Origin of the sequence: Flavobacterium aquiphilum, from assembly GCF_027111335.1 — a bacterium.
GTDB classification, from domain to species: domain Bacteria; phylum Bacteroidota; class Bacteroidia; order Flavobacteriales; family Flavobacteriaceae; genus Flavobacterium; species Flavobacterium aquiphilum.
Map to the genome: position 1 here is coordinate 3,045,996 of NZ_CP114288.1, position 22,516 is coordinate 3,068,511.

General features: G+C 34.0%; 19 protein-coding genes. 12 read left to right on the forward strand and 7 right to left on the reverse strand.

Features of this window, described 5'->3' with window-relative positions; genetic code table 11:
- Positions 1-728: 728 nt before the first annotated feature.
- On the reverse strand, positions 729-3,926 hold the full coding sequence (locus tag OZP12_RS12485) for a cytochrome c biogenesis protein (protein ID WP_281225334.1): 3,198 nt from the start codon (positions 3,924-3,926) through the stop codon (positions 729-731).
- 199 nt (positions 3,927-4,125) lie between these two features.
- On the opposite strand from OZP12_RS12485, the gene OZP12_RS12490 reads away from it, so the two are divergent.
- The 6 genes from OZP12_RS12490 (at position 4,126) to OZP12_RS12515 (ending at position 8,071) form a co-directional block, all read left to right on the forward strand.
- The gene (locus tag OZP12_RS12490) at positions 4,126-4,887 is read left to right on the forward strand and encodes a Rossmann-like and DUF2520 domain-containing protein (RefSeq protein WP_281225335.1); all 762 of its coding nucleotides are present in this window, start codon (positions 4,126-4,128) and stop codon (positions 4,885-4,887) included.
- Entirely contained in the window at positions 4,871-5,398 is a 528-nt protein-coding gene (locus OZP12_RS12495) for a KdsC family phosphatase (RefSeq protein WP_281225336.1), read from the forward strand. The genes OZP12_RS12490 and OZP12_RS12495 overlap by 17 nt, the downstream gene beginning before the upstream one ends.
- A gap of 66 nt (positions 5,399-5,464) precedes the next feature.
- Complete coding sequence (locus OZP12_RS12500) at positions 5,465-6,391, forward strand: geranylgeranylglycerol-phosphate geranylgeranyltransferase (protein WP_281225337.1); 927 nt, start codon at positions 5,465-5,467, stop codon at positions 6,389-6,391.
- On the forward strand, positions 6,384-6,965 hold the full coding sequence (locus OZP12_RS12505) for a Maf family nucleotide pyrophosphatase (RefSeq protein ID WP_281225338.1): 582 nt from the start codon (positions 6,384-6,386) through the stop codon (positions 6,963-6,965). Before OZP12_RS12500 ends, OZP12_RS12505 begins: the two co-directional genes overlap by 8 nt.
- A gap of 7 nt (positions 6,966-6,972) precedes the next feature.
- Positions 6,973-7,506, forward strand: a complete 534-nt coding sequence (locus OZP12_RS12510; protein WP_281225339.1) for a mechanosensitive ion channel family protein — start codon at positions 6,973-6,975, stop codon at positions 7,504-7,506.
- Between the two features lie 52 nt (positions 7,507-7,558).
- Complete coding sequence (locus OZP12_RS12515) at positions 7,559-8,071, forward strand: hypothetical protein (protein ID WP_281225340.1); 513 nt, start codon at positions 7,559-7,561, stop codon at positions 8,069-8,071.
- A gap of 64 nt (positions 8,072-8,135) precedes the next feature.
- Here OZP12_RS12515 and OZP12_RS12520 read toward each other — a convergent pair whose 3' ends face one another.
- Positions 8,136-9,089 (reverse strand): alpha/beta hydrolase, encoded by a 954-nt coding sequence (locus OZP12_RS12520; RefSeq protein ID WP_281225341.1) that lies wholly within the window; start codon positions 9,087-9,089, stop codon positions 8,136-8,138.
- Between the two features lie 292 nt (positions 9,090-9,381).
- Between OZP12_RS12520 and OZP12_RS12525 the strand changes: the two genes are divergently transcribed.
- Positions 9,382-11,913: a PIG-L family deacetylase gene (locus tag OZP12_RS12525; RefSeq protein ID WP_281225343.1), complete on the forward strand. Its 2,532-nt coding sequence runs from the start codon at positions 9,382-9,384 to the stop codon at positions 11,911-11,913.
- Between the two features lie 120 nt (positions 11,914-12,033).
- Positions 12,034-13,779, forward strand: a complete 1,746-nt coding sequence (locus tag OZP12_RS12530; RefSeq protein WP_281225344.1) for a sodium:solute symporter family protein — start codon at positions 12,034-12,036, stop codon at positions 13,777-13,779.
- 203 nt (positions 13,780-13,982) lie between these two features.
- Here OZP12_RS12530 and OZP12_RS12535 read toward each other — a convergent pair whose 3' ends face one another.
- The 5 genes from OZP12_RS12535 to OZP12_RS12555 all read right to left on the reverse strand — a co-directional run bounded on the left by OZP12_RS12535 (position 13,983) and on the right by OZP12_RS12555 (position 17,879).
- Complete coding sequence (locus OZP12_RS12535; RefSeq protein WP_281225345.1) at positions 13,983-14,831, reverse strand: DUF2911 domain-containing protein; 849 nt, start codon at positions 14,829-14,831, stop codon at positions 13,983-13,985.
- A gap of 177 nt (positions 14,832-15,008) precedes the next feature.
- On the reverse strand, positions 15,009-15,662 hold the full coding sequence (locus OZP12_RS12540; protein ID WP_281225346.1) for an HAD family hydrolase: 654 nt from the start codon (positions 15,660-15,662) through the stop codon (positions 15,009-15,011).
- A gap of 165 nt (positions 15,663-15,827) precedes the next feature.
- Positions 15,828-16,550, reverse strand: coding sequence for a tRNA threonylcarbamoyladenosine dehydratase (locus tag OZP12_RS12545; RefSeq protein WP_281225347.1), 723 nt, complete (start codon positions 16,548-16,550; stop codon positions 15,828-15,830).
- Positions 16,551-16,623: 73 nt separating this feature from the next.
- A complete protein-coding gene (locus OZP12_RS12550; protein ID WP_281225348.1) occupies positions 16,624-17,277 on the reverse strand; it encodes a TatD family hydrolase in 654 nt (217 codons plus the stop codon).
- Positions 17,277-17,879 (reverse strand): DUF1684 domain-containing protein, encoded by a 603-nt coding sequence (locus tag OZP12_RS12555; protein ID WP_281225349.1) that lies wholly within the window; start codon positions 17,877-17,879, stop codon positions 17,277-17,279. Before OZP12_RS12555 ends, OZP12_RS12550 begins: the two co-directional genes overlap by 1 nt.
- A gap of 184 nt (positions 17,880-18,063) precedes the next feature.
- Here OZP12_RS12555 and OZP12_RS12560 point away from each other — a divergent pair, with 184 nt between their 5' ends.
- The 4 genes from OZP12_RS12560 to OZP12_RS12575 all read left to right on the forward strand — a co-directional run bounded on the left by OZP12_RS12560 (position 18,064) and on the right by OZP12_RS12575 (position 22,371).
- Positions 18,064-19,284, forward strand: a complete 1,221-nt coding sequence (locus tag OZP12_RS12560) for an MDR family MFS transporter (RefSeq protein ID WP_281225350.1) — start codon at positions 18,064-18,066, stop codon at positions 19,282-19,284.
- 618 nt (positions 19,285-19,902) lie between these two features.
- A complete protein-coding gene (locus tag OZP12_RS12565; RefSeq protein WP_281225351.1) occupies positions 19,903-20,262 on the forward strand; it encodes a BlaI/MecI/CopY family transcriptional regulator in 360 nt (119 codons plus the stop codon).
- Between the two features lie 6 nt (positions 20,263-20,268).
- Complete coding sequence (locus OZP12_RS12570) at positions 20,269-22,158, forward strand: M56 family metallopeptidase (protein ID WP_281225352.1); 1,890 nt, start codon at positions 20,269-20,271, stop codon at positions 22,156-22,158.
- 72 nt (positions 22,159-22,230) lie between these two features.
- On the forward strand, positions 22,231-22,371 hold the full coding sequence (locus OZP12_RS12575; RefSeq protein WP_281229070.1) for an SsrA-binding protein: 141 nt from the start codon (positions 22,231-22,233) through the stop codon (positions 22,369-22,371).
- The last annotated feature ends 145 nt before the right edge of the window (positions 22,372-22,516 follow it).

The following is a 22,516-nucleotide window of genomic DNA, read 5'->3' on the forward strand; positions in this document are numbered from 1 at the left end:
TTAAATTATCTACCGTAGACTTTTCAAATAGCATACCAAAACCAAAAATAAAAACTGAATAATAACAACCTTAGAAACACCTTCCTTAAATAAAAAAGGTGTCCCGTAAGAGACACCTTCTAACTAAATAATAACTGATTGATATTAGGCCCCCCTATGCAAACAAATTTTCCTAAACCAAACCTACTAAATTATATGTTTGCATAACCTAATAAAATCATATAAGAAATATCAAAGACAATGCCAAAAGCCATAAAATGATAAATTTTATCGTCCAAAACAACACTTTTTTGCTAAAAAATAAAACTTAAGCTACTTTTTAAATTTGCTGCTATTTAAAACAATCATTTTGCTATAGCTGTTACTCCTGAACTAAAAATTTTGCACTACCTCAAAAAAGCAAATTCAAAAAATCCACATGTGATTTGAACAAAAAAAGATGCCCCATTTGGAGCATCTTTCAAACTAACTGTAATTGATAATTTTATAAATATGTGTGTAAACCAACCTACCAACCTAATCTACAATATATTTGGAGTAATAAAATCATCTATAAATAACTTTCCAAACACCATGCCAAGAGTTGATTACTAGCATATTACGATACAAAATTACATTTTATTTAACTGAAAATCAGATTTATTATTAAAAAAAAATTAAAATTTATTCTAAAAAAAATGAGCCTCAACTTTCATGTCAGGGCTCACTTAAATGTATTTTATCTAAAATTACTTCTTATAATATTTTCTATATTTAGGATACGTTACAGCTCCAATCAATGAAATTGTTCCCAATGAATAATATATCCAACTCAAAGAATGTGCTTCACCACTAGCATACGAATGCAATCCTACCAAATGGAAATTCACCCCATAATAAGTAAACAAGATGGATACAAAACCAAACATACTCATCAGGTTAAACGTCCATGTTCCTCTTAACGATGGTACGAATCGGGCATGTATTACAAAAGCATAAACCATAATACTGATTAATGCCCAGGTCTCCTTAGGATCCCATCCCCAGTAACGCCCCCAACTTTCATTGGCCCATTGCCCGCCAAGAAAGTTCCCGATGGTCAACATAATTAATCCGATTGTCAAAGCCATCTCGTTGATATACGTTATTTCTTTGATGTTCAAATCCATTTTATCCCTATTCTTTTCGTTGGTACAAAAGATTAAAACAAGTGACACAAAACCTAATATCATTCCTAAAGCAAATGGACCATAACTAGCCACAATAACTGCTACGTGAATCATTAACCAATAGGAATTAAGAACGGGCTGTAAATTGGCGATTTCAGGATCAATCCAGTTTGCGTAGGCTGCTGTTAAAATCATTGCTGTTACAAAAGCTGCCGAAGCTACTGTTAATTTTGATTTGATATCAAACGCCAATCCAAAGAACATGGTCGCCCAAGCTACATAAACAATCGCTTCATAAGCATTACTCCAAGGCGCATGCCCCGAAATATACCAGCGGGCACATAATGTAATGGTATGCAACACAAAAAGAATAGCTATAAAAATGTGCATTGAATTAATCAGAACATTCAAAACTTTAGATTCTTTAAAAATTTTAATGATAGTAAAGATCAACATCAAGACTGCTGCCAATAAATATGCATAAGGTAATTTTTGGAGCAAATCATATTTATTATATGCAATTTCAAGATCAATTTTTTCCTCACTTGGTCTGACTTTGCTACCAAATTTCTTTTGAAAACCATCGATGCTTTCCAATAATTGATCAGCAGTTTTATAATTTTTCGATTCAATAGCGTGACTTAGTGTTCCAAAATAAAGCGGTAAAATACTTTTAGTATAAGTCGAATCCATCCCTTTCATACCAGCATGTTCCAGTTCCAAGTACGAAATCCATTTATTTCCCGGGTCATTAGGAATTGGAAAAATTTTCAAAATACTTCCGCTCAAGGCCGATTCCATTAAGTTTACCTTCTTATCCGTTTCTACGAAATCTTTCTCAAACTGATTTGGATTTCCTGCTTTATATGCGTCATCCAAATAAGGCGATAATTTATAATTTCCTTTTTCGTCGAAAAAAGCAATAAACGGAGCAAATTTATCTTTTGGATCTATTCCGATAATCTTACGAATACTGTCGTTTCCGGGTTTAATATAAATCAACGGAATTTCAATCCACAATTGTGCGCTTTGGGTCATCGACAAAAACACTTGATCTGAATTCATTCCTTTATAAGTATCGGAATGACTCACTTTTCTTAATAATTCTGATGAAAAGGTGTTAATTGGTTTCATCCTTCCACCAGCATCCTGAATTATCAATCGTCCAAACTTGGCGGCATGCTCCGGTGTAACCGTATAAGCCGTCAATACGGAATCCAATTGCGCTTGTGTAGGTTTTATCCTTACATGTCCTGTATTTTCTTCGTGAGACTCCGCTCCCTTTTCAGTTGAATGATCGTGTTCGTGATTATGTTCTTGTGCAAAACCACTCAAACTAAATAACAGAACCAAAATCGTCAATAATTTTGCTTTCTTTTCTTTTACCACATCCAATTTTCTTTTCAAATCACCAAATCGAGAATGTTTTGTAAAAAGCAGCGCTATCATACTAAAAAACAATAAATAATATCCTAAATAAGTAATATTCGTTCCCCAAAAATCGTGATTTACAGACAATACCGTTCCTTTTTCGTCCGGATCAAATGAAGATTGGAAAAAACGATAACCTTCGTGATCCAACACGTGATTCATATAAATGCGGGTATCGAAAGGTTTTACAGAATCCTGAACCGTCACCTGACTTTCGAATGAAGAATAACTCTTTTCTGTTCCAGGATATTTTTGAGCAATAAAATCATTCAATCTAATCTTGAAAGGTAAAATATAAGCTTTGCTTCCGTAGAAGAAAGTATATTCATGCTCCCCTATTTTAACCGTTTTAGAATCCCCAACTTTTCCTTTGGAACCAATTAAAGTTACAACTTCTTCTTTTCCATTCGCTGAAAGCATAACAGTTAAAGCATCTTCATGATTCTTTTCCTTAAAATTGTTACTGCTTTCATAATCGATTACTCCCTTAACGGCTGGTTCCGGGAAAACAAAACGAATATCTCCAATACTATATAAAGAACGCATCATCAAAGGCTGAACAATGTCTTTCTCCACTTTTCCTTGAAGTTTATCAGCCATTCTCATAAAATTCCCTTCAAAAGGCATTTGAACAGTGTAACTACTTCCGGTCGTATTGATATTAATTGCGCCCTCAGTAAATTTATTCAAAGCAAAAAGAACATTGTGAATGTTTTGAACTTCTCCCGATTTCAGGAAATGTTCTTCACGACCACCAGCACCAGCCTCGACCAATTTAAAATACAAACTTCCCTTTGGATCTGGTTTTACATATTCTTTGGCCCCCATAATAAAATTTTTATAGTGCACTTCAAATGGGGTTCCTGCAAAATCGCCTGTCATTTTAAAATCATTATCCGTAACCGGAGACAGCAACAGCTGTTTTTCAAAAACTCTGCGTCTCATTTCTCCTTTATATTCGCCGTCAACAAAAAGTGTTAGGAATGTTTTATCTGAATAAAATTGATTTTCGGTTGCGCCTTCGCGAATGGGCATCATTCCCTCAAAACTGATATATCGGGTAATAAAAGCTCCGGCGATGATAAAAATGAAAGACAAATGAAGTACCAAAGTCACCCATTTTTCTTTTTTGAACAACTGATAGCGCTTGATATTTCCAATGAAATTAATCACAAAAACACCCATTATAGCCTCAAACCACCAAGTATTGTACACTAAAATCCTAGCTGTATCAGTATTGTATTTACTTTCGATAAAAGTCCCTGTTCCCATTGCTATTGCAAAAGTCAGGAATAATATTGCCATTAATCGGGTAGAAAATAGGACAGAGAATATTTTTTTATCCATTTAGAAGTAGATTTCGTTTTAATAAAGTGTCGCAAAAGTACTCAAAATTGTCCAGTTGTTTTAGGACATAATTGTTAATTTAATCCAAAATTAAGGAAGCTTTTTTAAACAAAAAAACAATAAATGATGCCTATCTCTGTTGTATCATGGATAAAAATTTTGAAACGAACTCTTCACTTTTTTTTGTTAATTTTGCAAAATGATTAAAATAACGATTATTGGTTCTGGAAATGTTGCACAACACCTGATTGACGCTTTCGCAAAAAGCGATGCGGTGGAAATCATCCAAGTTTTTTCAAGAACTCAAAAACACATCACCGACAATCTCGATCCCCAAAAAATCATCACTGATTGGAATGCATTGGCAGAAGCCGATTTGTATATCATATCCGTTTCCGATGACGCCATTGCTAGTGTTTCTTCTCAATTGCCTTTTAAGAATCAATTGGTTGTTCACACCTCCGGAAGCGCTCCCCTATCTTTACTTGATGACAAAAACCGAAAAGGTGTTTTTTATCCTTTGCAAACATTCACTAAAGGCAAATCAATAGATTTCAAAACGATTCCTCTATGCCTAGAGACGCAGTTTGAAAGTGACTATAAACTATTAGAAAAAGTGGCGTATTCCATTTCTGAAAATGTACAATCAATAGATTCGCATCAAAGAAAAGCACTTCATGTCGCGGCTGTTTTTGTTAACAATTTCACTAATTACCTGTATCAATTAGGAAACGAAATTTGTCAAGAAAACCATGTTTCCTTCGATATATTAAAACCTTTGATTCTTGAAACTGCCGAAAAATTATTGACACTTTCACCAAAAGATGCGCAAACCGGTCCAGCCAAGCGCAATGATCTTTCCACGATCAAGGCACATGAATCATTTTTATCCAATGAAAATCAATCTACGATTTATAAAATATTAACCCAATCTATACAAAATCATGGCAAAAAGCTATAAAGAAATAATGAATGATATTACTACGTTTATTTTTGACGTAGATGGTGTGCTTACTGACGGTTCTGTTTTTGTTACCAATGAAGGAGAAATGCTTCGTACAATGAACATCAAAGATGGCTATGCAATGAAAGCCGCTGTTGACAGCGGTTACAATGTATGCATCATTTCTGGAGGAAGTAACGAAGGGGTACGTGTAAGACTCCGTAATTTAGGAATTACCGACATTCATTTGGGCACTCCGGACAAAGTTAAAACTTTCAAAGAATACACTGATGTTAACAATATCAAACCAGAACAGGTATTGTATATGGGTGACGATATCCCGGATTATTATGTTATGCAATTAGTTGGATTACCAACCAGCCCACAAGATGCAAGCCCTGAAATCAAAGGAATTTCAACCTACATTTCTCATAAAAACGGTGGCAAAGGAGCTGTTCGCGATGTAATTGAGCAAGTAATGAAAGTACAAGGAAAATGGATGGAATCATTTGACGGAAAACTTGATTAAGGATTTTTAAAATTTAGATTTTAATCCTCAACCACAAACAAACTATAAATCGGTCGTAAACCTACAATGAAATACCTTAAACTGATACGTTACCAAAATCTGTTGATGATTGCGCTCATGCAATTGCTATTCAGATATGGTTTTTTGAATTATCAAAATATTCCTTTGGCACTAAATGATTGGCAATACTTTATATTGGTATTTGCAACGGTAATGATTGCCGCTGGTGGTTACATTATCAATAACATTTTTGATCAGGCAACCGACAATATTAACAAACCCTATCAGGTTGTTGTAGGCAAAAATATCTCCGAAACTAATGCATACAACTGGTATTTTGCTTGTACAGTTTTAGGAGTTGGTGCCGGATTCTATTTATCAAACGTAATTGAAAGGCCAGGTTTTGCAGCGATATTTATAATTATATCGGCGACCTTATATCTTTATGCTACAAGCTTAAAGCAAATGTTACTTATAGGAAATTTTGTAGTAGCATCATTATTGGCTTTCAGTGTTCTTATTATTGGCGTTTTTGATCTTTTGCCTGCTATTAATCCCGGAAACAAAGTCGTTATGGCCGAATTATTCTCAATTCTGTTGGATTACGCCTTATTCGCTTTTGTAATTAATTTTATTAGAGAAATAGTTAAAGATTTAGAAGATGTAAATGGAGATTACAATCAAGGAATGAACACATTACCAATTTTATTTGGAATCAAAAGAACATCAAAATTAATATTCATTTTGAGTTTAATTCCGTTGGTTATGGTAATTTTTTACATCAAAAAATATTTTTTTGAATTTGATTTGTACATCGCAACTTTATATGCATTAATCTCTATTGTAGCTCCTTTGATTTACTTTGCGGTAAAAATGGCGGAAGCCAAAAACAGCAAAGATTTCAAACATTTGAGTACTGTTTTGAAGCTGGTTATCCTTTTCGGATTGTTCTCAATCACTGTTGTTACTTATAATATTCTCCACCATGCTTAAGGAAAAACTAAAAAAATACAAGCTGATATTAGCATCGGGTTCCCCTAGAAGACAACAATTCTTCAAAGATTTGGACTTGGATTTTGAAATTCGCTTAAAAGAAATTGAAGAACTTTTTCCACCAGAATTAAAGGCTGAGGAAATCACTAATTACCTCGCACAATTAAAAGCAGATGCCTTTGAGGGAGAATTACAAGAAAATGAAATTTTAATCACTAGCGACACTATAGTTTGGCACAAAAATTGTGCTTTAGGTAAACCTAAGGATCATCAAGATGCATTTGAAATTTTAAAATCATTGTCAAATTCCACGCATGAAGTCATCACTTCAGTATGTTTTAAGACAACTTTAACATCAAATTTAATCTGTGAAACAACAAAAGTGACGTTTAATACGTTAAGTGATCAAGCAATTCTTTATTATTTGGAAAAATACAAACCTTATGATAAAGCTGGAGCTTACGGAATCCAGGAATGGATTGGCTTTATAGGAGTATCAAAAATTGAGGGGTCCTACGCCAATGTCATGGGAATGCCGACAGACAAAGTGTATAACTATTTTAAAAATTTATAAATAAAAAATGGAGTTTTTGGAATACTACCTTAAACAGGAAATCAGTACTATAATATTATTACTTATTGTTGTTTTGTCCAGGAGAGTAGTTTCAAAATTAGTAAAACGATATGCAACCGCCAGCCAGATTATCGAAAAGAGAACTAATTTGGTCATAAAATATATCAATATCCTGATTACTATTTTGGCTTCTATAACCTTAATATTAATTTGGGGAGTACAACCGGATGATATTTTCTTTACGATTTCGTCTGTTGCGACGGTAATTGGAGTAGCGATGTTTGCACAATGGTCAATCTTAAGTAACATTACCTCTGGCATCATTTTGTTTTTTTCTTTTCCATTTAAAATAGGGGACTTCATATATATTCACGACAAAGACTTTCCCGAAGAAGGTGAAATCGTTGATATTGGCGCATTTCACGTTACATTAAAATCCCATTCGGGAGAAATGGTCATCTATCCTAATAATTTGTTTTTCCAAAAAGGAATTTCAATTATAAAAAGACCAACAAACAATAATAATGAATTTACCGATTAAAGGTTATTTGTTATTTCTTCAAAAATTAAACCCAACTCTAAATTAAATACTTATGAAAACTAGCAGATTAATTATTTCAGGACTTCTTTTACTGACGGCGAGCTTAACGCAGGCTCAAGTTGCCGTTGACGTAAACATTGGAACACCAAACGTAAATGTACATATAGGTACACCACCTGTTTGGGGTCCAGTTGGATATGATAATGTAGATTACTATTACTTACCGGATATCCAAATGTATTATGACATTAGAGCGTCTCAATATATTTATTTCGGTGATGGTAGATGGATTCGTTCCAGATATTTACCTGCCTATTGTAGAGATTACGACTTGTATCACGGATACAAAGTAGTTTTGACTGATTACCATGGTCGTACACCTTATGCATACTATGAGACCCATAGAGTGAAATACTATAAAGGGTATAAAGGAAAACCTCAAAAAATGAGAGGTCCATACCAAGTACGTTATGAAGATCATGACGATCACGATTATGATCACGGTCATCACGATAACGGCAATCACGGAGGAAAAGGAAATAATGGAAAAGGTCATAAACATTAATCTCTTCCATTTACTTTAAATAAAAAGAAAGAGCACTTCAAAAGAGTGCTCTTTCTTTTTTTAATTAATCTTTTAGATATAAATCCAGCCAATTAAATATAGTTTCAAAAACTAAATCTCGTGTCGGCTTTCTGGATAAGACCAAATCATGCATAGCGTGATCAAAACCAATAACATCTTTTTGAGGAGATTCAATATGTTTCGCTTTTTCAACAATATCAGTTACATTCAAAATAGCGTCTCCTTCAAACATTTCATCACTCCATTCCTTTGGATACACTGATTTATTTGCGTGCAAAACCAATATTGGCTTATCGAGCGAAATTCCATTGGTAACTCTCAAATGCCCTTCGTGGATAGCATTTATCCAACCTGCATTGATTGCCGTTGCAACGTGTGGCTTCCATTTCAAATTAAAATCCCATTCCCCGAAATCATCTTTATGAAGACTTTTCCCGTAAAATTTTGAAAAACCGACAGGTAAATTAATATTTGGAACCATTTTTCCAAAAATAGAAAGCAAAGGAATTCCAGCTTTCTTTTCTATGGATGGAACATTAAAATCATAAAAAGGACTATTGCAAATTAAAACATCAAACAGCTCTTTTCCTTTTCGATCTTCAGCATACAGCGTAATAATTAACCCTCCGGTTGAATGACCGTACAAAACCGTTTTTTGACACCCTTCCTCTCTAATTATTGCTAATGCGCGATCAATATCTTCATAATATTCCTGTAAATTCCGAACATTATTTGCTAAATGATTGGGTAAAATAGACCTGCCATATTTTCTTAAATCAAGAGCATAAAAATGGTAGCCTTTCTTCAAAAATTCTTCGGCAATAATTTGTTGGTAAAAGTAATCATTGAATCCATGAATACATAAAATTGCTTTTGTAGAAGCAACTGAATTTCTTTTTCGAATTAAAGTTGCCGTCACTTTTCCTTCATAATCATCGTTCTGAAGCATTGTCATTTGCTCAAAACCATTTTTCAAGACATCTTCTTTGTATTGCATATTCATGTTGGTTAGGTTAGTTTATAAGCGCAGTAAGTTTTAAAATAGACACGAATATACTTTTCGGGCTTTCTCAAATTTAGCATTCTAATTTTAAATAACAGCATTTAGAATATTAATATTTTATGGCACATTAATTGATCATAACGGCATTCTTTTTTCCAAAATAAAATCAAAATCTCAAACATTAACATAACTTTTGGAATTACATCTAAATATTCCCTTTATTAAATTAGTATTTTTGAAGTTGAACTAATTCGTACGCCTTTTTTTAGAAATAAAACCATATTATATGCGAAAGCTTTTTTTAAAATTCTTTTTAGTATTAATCCTTTCTATCCCGACAACATACGCTCAAAAGCCCCAAAAACCAAGTTCTGCCGAAATTTACAATCAAATACAAAAACTTAATTTTCTGGGAACCGTACTCTATATTGCAGCACATCCCGATGATGAAAATACCCGTTTAATTTCATATTTAGCCAATAATATACATGCCGAAACAGGTTATTTGTCTTTAACCAGAGGAGATGGAGGTCAAAACTTAATTGGTCCACAATTAAGGGAATTACTTGGCGTAATAAGAACACAAGAACTTTTGGAAGCACGTAAAATTGACGGTGGAGAACAATTTTTTTCAAGAGCAAACGATTTTGGTTTTTCTAAGAATCCGGATGAAACATTACGGATATGGGACAAAGAAAAAGTGCTTGCAGACTTAGTTTGGACTATCCGAAAATTTCAACCCGATGTCATCATCAACCGCTTTGACCATCGTTCGCCCGGGACAACACATGGGCATCACACATCATCAGCCATGCTAAGTGTGGAAGGATTTGGTTTAGCCAATAATTCTGCCTCTTTTCCTGAGCAATTACAATACGTACAGCCTTGGCAGCCCAAACGTGTATTTTTTAACCCTTCATGGTGGTTTTATGGAAGTAAAGAAAAATTTGATGCCGCCGACAAAACTAAAATGTTGGCAATTCAAACAGGTGTTTATTACCCAACTTTAGGAAAATCAAATCAGGAAATAGCCGCATTAAGCCGCAGTAGTCATAAATCACAAGGATTTGGCAGCACGGGATCCCGAGGTGAAGAAACAGAATATTTGGAACTTCTAAAAGGTGAACCACTAATAAACAAATCATCTCTTTTTGAAGGAATCGACACTAGCTGGAATCGTGTAAAAGGAGGAAAATCAATAGGTGAACTTATTACCACTATTGTCAATCAATACGATTTCAAAAATCCATCTGCCAGTATTCCGAACTTGATTAAAGCTTACGCAATGATTCAAGCCTTAGAGGAAAATCATTGGAAAAAAATAAAATCGGAAGAAATAAAAAAAATCATTGCTGATTGTACCGGTTTATATCTGGAAGCTGTTTCAAACTCTCAGGAAGCAACTCCCGGCAGTGTACTAAAACTTAATTTGGAAGCAATAAACCGAAGCGCAATTCCTATGCAGTTGGTTAGTGTAACAACACTGCCTGAACAAAAAAATACGGTTCTAAACACCGATTTAAGAGACAACATAGCACAAAACAAAACTATCGATTTACAATTGCCACAATCGATAAACTATACCGAACCTTATTGGCTAAGAGAGCCAGGAACAGTAGGACTATACACGGTAAAAGAACAACAAAACATTGGAATTCCGGATATTATTCGCGAAACCAAAGTCGTTTTCAATGTAAAAATCAATGATATCGAAATTCCATTTGAAAGAACTGTCGTTTATAAATACAACGATGATGTAAAAGGCGAAATGTATAATTTTCTTGACATTGTTCCAGTTGTAACCACAACGATTCAGGACAAAGTATTACTTTTTACCAATACAAAATCGAAATACCTTGGTGTAACTGTAAAAGCTGGAAAAAATGATATCAAAGGAAATTTAAAGCTTGATTTACCTAAGAGTTGGAAAGTTTCTCCTTCCTCAATTTCTTTTCAATTGGATAAAAAAGGAATGGAACAAACCTTCTATTTTGAGGTAACTCCGCCTACGCAAATGAGTGAAACCGTTGGTAAAAGTATCGCAGCCGTTGACGGTATTACTTATGATAAAGAAAAAATTGACATCAATTACGACCATATCACAAAACAGCAGGTTTTAAAAACTTCGGAAGTAAAATGCATTCGATTTGATTTGAAAACCAACGAGGAAAAAATCGCTTATATCATGGGTGCCGGTGATGAAGTCCCAAAAAGTTTGGCTCAAATGGGTTACAAAGTGACTCTGGTAAAAGCAGAAGATATTACTCCAGAAAAGCTCGAATCTTTCGACGTTGTAATGACGGGTATTCGAGCTTACAACACTGTTCAGGCATTGGCAAACAAACAGAATATTTTGTTTGATTTTGTAAAAGGCGGAAAAACAATGATTGTACAATACAATACGGCAGGTGATTTGGTCACAACAAATATTGCTCCGTATCCACTGAAAATTTCCAGCGACAGGGTAACCGACGAAAACGCCGAAGTTCGTTTCCTTGCTCCGAATCATCCTGCGTTGAATTATCCAAACACAATTACCCAAGATGATTTCAAAGGTTGGAAACAGGAACAAGGATTGTATTATCCAAAGGATTTTGACAAAGCCTTCACTCCTATCCTATCTTCAAACGATAAAGGTGAAAGCGCGAAAGAAGGTGCTTTGTTGATTGCCCCTTACGGAAAAGGGAATTATATTTACACAGGACTTAGCCTCTTTAGAGAATTGCCTGAAGGTGTTCCGGGAGCCTATAAATTGTTATCCAATATGATTTCGTTGAAATCTTCTGAAACTATTCCTAATCAAAAATTAAAACCTTAATACAAAGACATGGAATCAAAAAAGCCGAAAATTTGGTCAAAAACCTACAGCCTGGTCTTGCTTGCCAATGCCTTTTTTATAATTGTTTTTTATTTAATAATGAAACTATATTCTTAACCTATGCAATTATTTGACTGGATTGTACTGATAGTAACACTTTTATTCATTGTCATCTATGGTGCTTGGAAAACACGTGGCAGTAGAAACGTTGAGGATTATATTTTAGGAAACAACGAAACGCCTTGGTTTACTGTAGGTCTTTCTGTAATGGCCACACAAGCCAGTGCCATTACTTTTCTTTCTACGCCGGGACAGGCCTATCACGACGGAATGGGATTTGTTCAATTTTATTTTGGGTTGCCCATTGCCATGGTTGTTATTTGTCTCACTTTTATCCCTATTTACCACAAATACAAAGTCTATACTGCTTATGAATATTTAGAAAAAAGATTTGACTTAAAAACCCGTTCTTTGGCAGCTATTTTATTTTTGGTCCAAAGAGGTTTGGGAACCGGGATTACAATTTATGCGCCTTCTATTATTTTATCGGCATTATTGGGTTGGAACCTTACTTATATGAATATTGTCATTGGTATTTTGGTAATCATTTATACCTTTTCTGGTGGGACAAAAGCTGTAAATGTCACTCAAAAACAGCAAATGTTTGTCATATTAGCCGGTATGGTAATTACTTTTTTCCTCATTTTTGATTACTTGCCCAATGATATGACTTTTGATAACGCTTTACATATTGCAGGAGCCAATCAAAAAATGAATATTGTGAATTTCTCATTTGACCTAGATGAAAAATATACTTTCTGGAGCGGAATTACAGGTGGTTTTTTCCTTGCCTTAGCTTATTTTGGAACAGATCAATCACAAGTAGGACGTTATTTATCCGGTAAATCAGTTCGGGAAAGCCAAATGGGATTAATCATGAACGGCTTTTTAAAAGTACCTATGCAATTCTTGATTCTACTTACCGGAGTGATGGTTTTTGTTTTTTTTCAATTCAACGAAACGCCTCTAAACTTCAATCCAAACAATAAAATAACAGTCGAAAACTCAAAATACAAAACCGAATATCAAAATTTACAAAAAGAATTAAATCATTTGTCTGAAGACGAAAGAGTAGTCAATCTATTATACATTGATCAACTCAATCAAGATTACGACAATCCTACTCTTCGAAAAGAATTAGTTGATTTATCAATTAAAGAAAAAGAATTGAGGGCAAAAGCAAGGGAAATTATCTCCAAAGCAGATAGCAAAGCTGAAACAAACGATAAGGATTATGTATTTTTCTATTTCATCCTCCATTATCTGCCAAAAGGATTAATTGGTTTACTGTTGGCTGTAATCATTTCAGCAGCTATGTCTTCAACTGCATCTGGGCTTAATGCATTGGCCTCAACAACAGCCATTGATATTTACAAACGCAATGTCAAAGAAGAAAAAACCGAAAGGCATTATCTAAAAGCCTCAAAACTTTTCACACTCATGTGGGGAATCATCGCTATTGCATTTGCCTGTATCGCGACCCTTTTTGAAAATCTTATTCAGCTCGTAAACATCATCGGATCCATATTTTACGGTACCGTCCTCGGAATTTTCCTTGTTGGTTTTTACACCAAAAAAATTGGCGGAAAATCAATTTATTACAGTGCAATTATCAGTCAAATTGCAATTTTTATCATTTATTATTTTACTAATTTCATCTACCCAAGCGGAGAGGAAAAACTTGGCTATTTGTGGCTTAATTTTATTGGTGCATTGCTCACAATAATCATTTCGTATTTTTTGCAAACAAATGTCTTCAAAAACGAAGAACAACAAACGGCATTGGCGGAAAACGTGATTTCATAATCGTGAGAGAATTAATTAGAATTTTTAGGAACAGAAACATTGGCAATTTAGGAAACATTGATCCCGCTTTGCTACACACGAACGATAGCGAACTGACGAAGTAATCTTGAAGAAAAACCTGTTAGATCTCAAAGTAAAATCATTTTCATAAAAAAATCCCGATTCAAGTTGAATCGGGATTTCCATTACTTCTTATCTATGATTTAAAGCTTTTTACTCCATTCAGCAATGCTTTCTTTATTCATTTTTACGTAATCTTGATTTTTAGCAACTTCAGCCGCTCCAAGAGAAAGTTTTGCTGTTTCAATAGCATTTTTAAAATCGTTTGATCTCGCTTGAATCAAGGATTTCAAACGAGTGTACCAATATGGTTTCTCTGTGCTCATATCCATTGCTTTATCAATATAATTCAACGCTTTTGCATTATCACCATTCGATTGGTAAACATATTGCGCTGCCGAAAAATAATCAGCCGAAGTAGGTCCTGCTAATACTTTTTCGATATTATCCATTGTATTTTTTTGCGTAGGTACTTCAAATTTCATTGAGACAGAAGAATTCTCCCATTCGATATCCAAATAACCAAAATTAGCATCCAAACTACTGATTCCGATAGTTAGAGATTCAACTGGTTTAACTAAAGCATCTTCTTTTACTGTGGTTCTCAACACAACATTAGCCTCATTCCATACTTCAGGATTTCCCCAATTGTTTGTAGTTGAATAAAAAATAATTTCCCAGCTTTCAATTTTAGGAACTGTATATAATGCATATTTTCCTTTTGGCAAAACTTTACCATCAATTAGAACATCATCACTGAAAGAAATCGTAGTATTTTCATTGGCACCTGTTCTCCAAATTTTCCCAAAAGGAACCAAATTACCAAATACAGCTCTTCCTCTCGCTGAAGGCCTGCAATAAACAATTTCAACATCAGTTAGACCAACAGTTTGAAAAACGGTAGCTTTAGGGCTAGCTTGAGGAGTTTTTAATTGCGCCTCAACTATAAAAGGAGCAATTATAAAAGTTAAAACAAAAAGAATCTTTTTCATATATGTAAAATTTATTTATCAGAAGTCATAATATGCAATCGCCATTTATTTATTGGTGTTTGCTTACGCAAACTATTTGTTTATGGCGATTTCATAAAATTAGTAGGTTTATGTGGTTTTGTTCAAATTTAAAAAAAATCATAAAACCTAAAACATTAATATTTAATTAATTCCAAATTAATAACTAGATACGATCTCATAATTCAATTCATCAAAATGATTTATAACGACATCGGCCAATGATAAATCTTGATCTTTTGAATGTAAACTGTTATATCCCACGCAAAAAATCCCAGCGGATTTGGCTGCTTTCACCCCATTAGTACTATCCTCAATAACAATACAATTTTCCTTTGGTGCAACAGACAAAGAAGCTGCATGTTCAAAAATGGCAGGATGCGGTTTTGATTGGGGGAAATCCTCACCACTCACTATATGCGAAAAATATTGGTGTAAATCAAAACGAGTAAAAACACGGTTTATTGTCTCTTTTGAAGCCGAAGAAGCAACAATCAACTGCATTCCGTTCTTATGAAAATCCTTTATCAAATTTTCTACTCCTTCCAGCAATGACAAATCCTCTTTATTATCGAATGCATCATTGAAAATAGATCTTTTTCTCAAAATCAAATCTTCGACACCTTGTTGTAATTGAAAATCATCCTTTAACCTCTGAAAGGTATTGCGGGTTGATAGTCCTGTAAAAGAAGTATAAATTTCCTCGGGAACTTCAATAGAAAGTTCTCCAAATTGCTTGTAATAGGCATAACGGTGCACGAGTTCTGTATCAACAATTACACCATCCATATCGAAAATTACGGTTTGTATCATTTTTATTTAAAGATTCTAAGAGTCTAAGTTCTTAAGATACAGAGACTCCTCAATTAGATTAATATTGTTTGAATTGGTTTAAATTCTTTAAGGTTTAAAAGTTTAATGTTGTTTGAATTGTTTAAAATTGTTTAATCCCAGTTGTTTATGACAATTTTTAAACTTTTAAACTTCTTTTTTAAGCAAATAGCGTATCACCGTTTCGGCGGCATGAAGACCAAATAATCCTGGCATATAGCTATTGGTACCGTAGAAAGATTTTTTAAAATTAGAACCATCAGTCCTTTTCACACTACCTTCGTCTGGTTTTTCCAAAGAAAATACTGCTTTCACACCTCTGCTAACCCCCATTTTTTTAAGACGTTTACGAATCACTTTTGCTAGTGGGCAAACATCAGTTTTGGCAATATCTTTTACAACCACTTTACTGGCTGTCGTTTTTCCGCCAGCTCCCATGTTTGAAATGATTTTCACGCCTTTTTTCTTAGCTCCAACAATTAAATTCAATTTTGGAGTAATACTGTCAATGCAATCTAAAACGTAATCAAAATCTTTACTGACAATTTCGAAAGCACGCTCTGGCGAAAGAAATTCTTTTACCCGAATCAAATTCAATTTAGGATTTATATCCATCAATCGGTCGCCCACAATGTCAACTTTTGGTTCCCCAACAGTGGAATGCAAAGCTGGCAACTGTCTATTAATATTGGTAATATCCACCACGTCGCCATCAACTATCGTCATTGTTCCCACTCCTGCTCTCGCTAAAAACTCAGCTGCAAATGAACCTACTCCACCAAGTCCTACAACCAATACATGTGAACCTTTTAGTTTCTCTAATCCTTCTTTTCTAAATAATAGTTCGGCTCTTTCCGTCCATTCTGCCATATTCTTAAATTTGGTTTAATCGTTTGTTTGTTTAATTGTTTTGGGCTATTTGTTTATTTCTCAAATAAGCAACTTATAGCTTTTTCCCAAAAACGGTTGCAAAATTACTCTTTATTTGTTGTTTCAGCTCATCCATACTCCAATTTTTATATTTGGATGCCAAAGCATATACTTCCTCTATTCCTTCTTCAACCGTATCTGTTTCCAAAAAAAATCGATCATCGGGAATACTTTGAAAAACGGTTTCCAATTCAGGATTGAGCAATAAAAATTTACCAAACGAAATATAAAATCCGTTATCTATGAGTCCTTTCGCGACTTGTTTGTTTTTGGAGAAACCATGAATAATCATCGGGACTGTAATCTTCAATCGCTTCTTGATTGCAATTACTTCCTGATAAGCAGCGACACAATGAATCACTACAGGTTTATTATATTTTTGCGCCAAAAGCAACTGTCTCTCAAAAACTATTTCCTGTAAAGACAAAGGAATCTCAACACGTTTATCTAATCCACATTCTCCAATAGATAAACAATTAATTTTTAATAATTTATTTTCTATTATATTTAGTTCTTCTTCAAGTAAATTTCCATCAATATACCAAGGGTGAATACCTATAGAATAACATGGAATTGAGGCATCAAACTCACGAGGATATTGATTAACAAGCTCCAAAACTTCTTCGCGGTTTGTAAATTTATGGGTATGTAAATTGAAGAACTCCATTAGTCATGAAACTTCTTAACACCTGCTTTGATTTCGATAGCCAAATCATTTTCCAAAGGCACTTTTGGGCAGGAATATTTATAACTATAAGCACAGTACGGATTGTAGGATAAATTAAAATCAATAACAATCGTATTGCCGGACGGAACATTTAAATCTATATATTTCCCTCCTATATAACTCTCCTTCCCCGAAGTTAGGTCTGAAAACGGCAGAAACAAATGGTTTTTGTATTCTTCCTTTTTTGAAAGTTCAATATTGCGATAAATATTCAGTTTAAATTTCTTTCCTTCCATTACAAAATGAGCTTCCCCATATTTCACATACAGCGGTCTTCTTGCTCCAGAAGTTGGCATTTCAAACGGTTTTTCGTTTTCAGTTCTTATAAATTTTGCGACTACGAATGCTTTTTCATTAATAGGATAAAAATCCAAGGCTTTGAAATGAGCCAAATCTTCCGGCAAAAGCGGACTTGTCTTTGCGTCTGCATATTCTGCATTCAGTTCTTTTTGAAATTTTTCAACAACTGCTTTATCAAATTTTTGTTGGCCAAACCCAACGGTAAACACAAACAACAAAGCCAAAGTAAGTGTAACTCTCATATTTTCTAAATTTTAAGCAAAAATAAACTAAAGTTGTAAAGCCACAAAGTTTATGTTTTCAAGCAATTCCCTTTTACTATTTTAAAATCCTAAAACTTTCTATTTTACTATAAGTATTTACAATAAATAGTCGGAAATAACTCCTAAAAAACTTTGTAGATTTGCAATATTCAGATTTTACTATATGCTCAAAACTGCCCTCGGTCGATACATCAACAATTTTAAAGGATTCACACGTGAAGTTTGGATACTTGCCCTAATCACTTTTATCAACAGGGCTGGTACCATGGTACTGCCTTTTCTATCCAAATATCTAAAAGAAGACTTACAGTTTTCCTACGGCGAAGTGGGATGGATTATGGTTACCTTTGGATTGGGTTCTATGTTGGGTTCATGGTTAGGGGGTAAATTAACCGATAAAATAGGCTTCTATAAAATCATGATTTTCAGCCTTTTTACAAGCGGAGTTTTATTTTTTGTCTTGCAATACATCACTAGTTTTTGGGGATTGTGTTTTGGTATGTTTACCATCATGGCCATTTCGGATATGTTTCGCCCAGCTATGTTTGTATCCTTAAGCGTATATGCGAAACCAGAAAACAGAGTCCGCGCCTTATCCTTGGTACGATTAGCAGTAAACCTTGGATTTACAGCAGGTCCGGCGTTGGGTGGATTAATCATTTTAGGAATGGGATACCAAGGTTTGTTTTGGGTTGATGGAAGTACCAGTATAATCGCAATTCTGATTTTTGCTTTTTATGTCAAAGAAAAAAAGAGAGTACAGGTTTCTGCAGATGATTCTATAACTAAACCTCTCCCAAATTCCATCTACAAAGACAAACCTTTTTGGATACTGCTTTTTATCAGTTTTGTCACATTTATGGTTTTTCTCCAAATATTTTCTACTCTACCGTTATATCACAATGAAAAATTTGGCCTCAGCGAGTTCCAGACCGGGTTACTTCTTTCCATCAATGGTTTATTAGTTTTTCTTTTGGAAATGCCAATTGTTAGTAGATTGGAACGAAAAAAATTTAATAAAGTAAAAAGTATTGGCTATGGTTCATTATGTATTGCGGCTGGATATTATATTTTGCTGATCGATTCCTGGGTTGGGATTTTAGTTATCAGTATCGTATTACTCACATTTGGAGAAATATTTTCTTTCCCTTTTGCCAATGCTGTTGCCCTCAACCGAGCGCCAAAAGGACAGGAAGGTCAATATATGGGATTTTACACCATGAGTTTCAGTTTGGCTCATATTGTAAGTTCCAAAACAGGTCTTGAAATCATTGCCCATTACAACTACCCCGTCAACTGGTTTATAATGGGTTGTTTAGCAATGGTTGCTTTTCTTTCCGGCATCTGGCTGGATAGAATACTTCATAAAGAGAAAAATCAATAAAACAAAAGAGGAATTTCCTTCTCTTATAACTATTTACCCCCTTGAGTTACTAAAGCGTTTATAAACTTGACTCATCGGGAAAATGATTTATTGCTCTTTTTTGAAAAAAAACAAAAAAGCAATAATGCCAACTGCTAGCCCCGATTGCAGCCTACCGTCTGGACACATCTTTTTATAGGCCACAGATGACGCGGATTGAACGGATTTACACAGATAAATTTGTTGTTTTTAAAAAAATGTATTGAAAAAAACATAAGTTTTACAAATAATATTTTTAGTATGCAACCAAAAAATCAGCGATAATCTGTCTAATCCGCGTTATCTGCGTGCCATTTTTAATATAAAATATTTGTGTCCAGACGGTAGGATTGCAGCGAAAATCCTTGTGGGTCTCGTCCCTAAAAGACGAGATCCGCAAGATTACTTCGTCAGTTCGCTATCGCTCGTATGTAGCGAAAAGCGGGAAACATCTTTACTAAAAAAGCCTAATGTTTCCGCTCTAAACCCAACAAAATCATTTAAAAACTAAAAAATTAGTTAATAAACTATATTTATAGTTTGTAAACTAAAAATATAGTTGTACGTTTGCTATGGAATAAAACATTAACAAAAATCAAAATGCAAAAGCTAACGAATAAGGAAGAAGAAATCATGCACATTTTATGGAAGCTCAAAAAAGCATTCGTAAAAGAAGTCATGGCTGAAATCACCGAAGACCAGCCACATTACAATACTCTCTCTACTATCATCCGGAACCTGGAGGAAAAAGGGTATGTTTCGTATAATGTTTTTGGGAATACACATCAATATTATCCATTGGTAAGTATTGAGGAATACCGCAAAAAGTTCATGAGCAGGGCAATTGACAATTATTTCAACAGTTCCTATAAAAATATGGTATCCTTTTTTGCCAAAGAAGAAAAAATCACAGCTGATGAGCTTCGCGAAATTCTAGCTATGATTGAACAAAAAAAATAACCCACTATGGAAACACTATTCATCAATATCGTAAAATCAAGCGGACTGATAGCTGTATTTTATATCGCCTATTATTTGCTGTTGCGAAAAGAAACTTTTTTTACAGCCAATCGTTGGTTTCTTTTGGCAGGTTTGTTGACCTCAGTCATTTTGCCTTGGATAGTTTTCACCACCATAGTTTGGGTAGAGCCAACACCAACCAATATTGATTGGTCAAAAATTCCGATGACACCTGTCCAAGAAGAAAGTTTTGAAATCGATTGGTATCTTGCTACAGCCATTGCTTATGCAATTGGTTCAGTTCTTTTATTGGCTCAGTTTGCTTACGATTTTTATCATTTAAACAGTGTTATAAAAGGAAAATCGGTTAAACATCAAGCCGACCATAAATTCATCGACTTAAACGAAAATATCGCTCCTTTTTCGTATTTCAACACTATCGTTTACAACTCATCACTGTACAGCGAACAAGAAATGGAAAGCATACTCGAACACGAAAAAGTACACGGCGAACAATACCACACGATAGACGTCTTAATCACACGTATATTCTGCATCGTATTTTGGTTCAATCCTTTTATGTGGTTATACAAAAAAGCAATTTTGCAAAACCTGGAATTCATTGCCGATAGTGAGGCGACCAAAAAATTATCCGACAAAAAAGCCTATCAGCTTACACTTTTAAAAATTACGACACACGAAAATTGTGTTGTGCTTACCAATCATTTTTATCAATCATTAATCAAAAAACGAATCGTTATGTTAAACAAAACCCAATCAAAAAAATGGAATTCCTTGAAGTACGCTTTGGTTATTCCGGTATTAGTCGCTTTTGTATTTATATTCCAAATGGAAGTTATTGCCAAAGAAAAACATCAAAACATCAAAATAGAACAAGTAAAATCAACTTCAAAAGATGTTGAAATTTATAAAATTGACAAAAATACAACTGAAGCCGAATTAAAAGAAAAAGCAGAAACAATCAGTAAAAATTACGGAGTCACCGTTCATTTTTCTAAAACAAAAAGAAATGCAAGTGATGAACTAACTTCCATTGCGATTGAAATAAAAAAAGGAAAAGAAATTGCCGAAAACAGAACTGTAAAAAGCACTGACCCTATAAAAGCTTTTGCAATAATCATTTCAAAAGACGAAAATGGAAAATTAAAAATCGACTTTGCCGAAGATAATGAATCTGTTCACAAAGAGCATAAAATAGTCATAAGCAACAATCTCTCTTCAAAAAACGACATTCCTGATGACACAGAAATCATCATTGACGATAAAAAGTCAGACAAAACAGAAATGGAGAAATTAGATCCAGAAGATATTGTAAATATAAATGTCATCAAAAATTCAGATAAAAAAGAAGTTCGAATAATCACTAAAAAACATTCTGAAAATGGTTCTGAGGAAGAGTATTTTATAAATAATGAAAAAGTAGATAAAGACACATTTAATCAAACGGATCCCAAAAACATTACCAGAATGGATGTTAATACTAACGGTAAAAAAACAATCCGAATCGTTACAAGTAACAACATTAATATCCAACACGACAAAAACGCACCGGTTCCTCCAATACCTCCGACACCTCCAGTTATGAAAGCAAAGGCTCCTGCTCCACCCGCTATGCCAAAAGCTCCTAAAGCTCCAAAAGGCGACCCTGTTCATGGAGACAAAAAAGCCTGGAAAGAATTTGAAAAACAAATGGAAGAGTTTGATGCCAAAATGAAAAAAATAGAACCTCAAATGGAAGCATTCGATAAACAAATGGCCGAATTTGATAAGCAAATGGAACCATTCAACAAACAAATGGAAGCTTTCAACGAAAAAATGAAAATCTACGAGAAAGAAATGGAAAAATATTTATCCGAGAAAAAGGATAAAAAATAATTCAATCGCAAAAACAAGAAAAGACGGTCCTATATGAAAACCGTCTTTTTTTATATCTTTGAAAGAAAAATGATGTTTAAAATTCTTGCTAAAATCAACAAACTAATCCTACCAAGCTTTACCAAGCAAAAACTTGATATATCCAAAGCCAAAAAGTGGCAAATGGCAATTATTGGATATCGCTATTATGTTACAATCAGGGCACTAAATTAGTTTAAGGTTGTTTAAAATGGTTTAATATTGTTTAATGAAGCCGTTTAAATACAACTTAAACTCTTAAACTCTTAAACTCTTAAACTCTTAAACTCTTAAACTCTTAAACTTTTAAACTTTTAAACTCTTAAACTTTTAAACTCTT

Excerpts from the sequence above, each read along its gene's own strand:
- OZP12_RS12485 (WP_281225334.1), bottom strand. The coding sequence starts at position 3,926 with ATGGATAAAAAAATATTCTCTGTCCTATTTTCTACCCGATTAATGGCA.
- OZP12_RS12540 (WP_281225346.1), bottom strand. The coding sequence starts at position 15,662 with ATGATACAAACCGTAATTTTCGATATGGATGGTGTAATTGTTGATACA.
- OZP12_RS12515 (WP_281225340.1), top strand. The coding sequence starts at position 7,559 with ATGAAAACTAGCAGATTAATTATTTCAGGACTTCTTTTACTGACGGCG.
- OZP12_RS12555 (WP_281225349.1), bottom strand. The coding sequence starts at position 17,879 with ATGAGAGTTACACTTACTTTGGCTTTGTTGTTTGTGTTTACCGTTGGG.
- OZP12_RS12535 (WP_281225345.1), bottom strand. The coding sequence starts at position 14,831 with ATGAAAAAGATTCTTTTTGTTTTAACTTTTATAATTGCTCCTTTTATA.
- OZP12_RS12500 (WP_281225337.1), top strand. The coding sequence starts at position 5,465 with ATGAAATACCTTAAACTGATACGTTACCAAAATCTGTTGATGATTGCG.
- OZP12_RS12530 (WP_281225344.1), top strand. The coding sequence starts at position 12,034 with ATGCAATTATTTGACTGGATTGTACTGATAGTAACACTTTTATTCATT.
- OZP12_RS12520 (WP_281225341.1), bottom strand. The coding sequence starts at position 9,089 with ATGCAATACAAAGAAGATGTCTTGAAAAATGGTTTTGAGCAAATGACA.
- OZP12_RS12525 (WP_281225343.1), top strand. The coding sequence starts at position 9,382 with ATGCGAAAGCTTTTTTTAAAATTCTTTTTAGTATTAATCCTTTCTATC.
- OZP12_RS12505 (WP_281225338.1), top strand. The coding sequence starts at position 6,384 with ATGCTTAAGGAAAAACTAAAAAAATACAAGCTGATATTAGCATCGGGT.
- OZP12_RS12565 (WP_281225351.1), top strand. The coding sequence starts at position 19,903 with ATGCAAAAGCTAACGAATAAGGAAGAAGAAATCATGCACATTTTATGG.
- OZP12_RS12490 (WP_281225335.1), top strand. The coding sequence starts at position 4,126 with ATGATTAAAATAACGATTATTGGTTCTGGAAATGTTGCACAACACCTG.
- OZP12_RS12575 (WP_281229070.1), top strand. The coding sequence starts at position 22,231 with ATGTTTAAAATTCTTGCTAAAATCAACAAACTAATCCTACCAAGCTTT.
- OZP12_RS12550 (WP_281225348.1), bottom strand. The coding sequence starts at position 17,277 with ATGGAGTTCTTCAATTTACATACCCATAAATTTACAAACCGCGAAGAA.
- OZP12_RS12495 (WP_281225336.1), top strand. The coding sequence starts at position 4,871 with ATGGCAAAAAGCTATAAAGAAATAATGAATGATATTACTACGTTTATT.
- OZP12_RS12570 (WP_281225352.1), top strand. The coding sequence starts at position 20,269 with ATGGAAACACTATTCATCAATATCGTAAAATCAAGCGGACTGATAGCT.
- OZP12_RS12510 (WP_281225339.1), top strand. The coding sequence starts at position 6,973 with ATGGAGTTTTTGGAATACTACCTTAAACAGGAAATCAGTACTATAATA.
- OZP12_RS12545 (WP_281225347.1), bottom strand. The coding sequence starts at position 16,550 with ATGGCAGAATGGACGGAAAGAGCCGAACTATTATTTAGAAAAGAAGGA.
- OZP12_RS12560 (WP_281225350.1), top strand. The coding sequence starts at position 18,064 with ATGCTCAAAACTGCCCTCGGTCGATACATCAACAATTTTAAAGGATTC.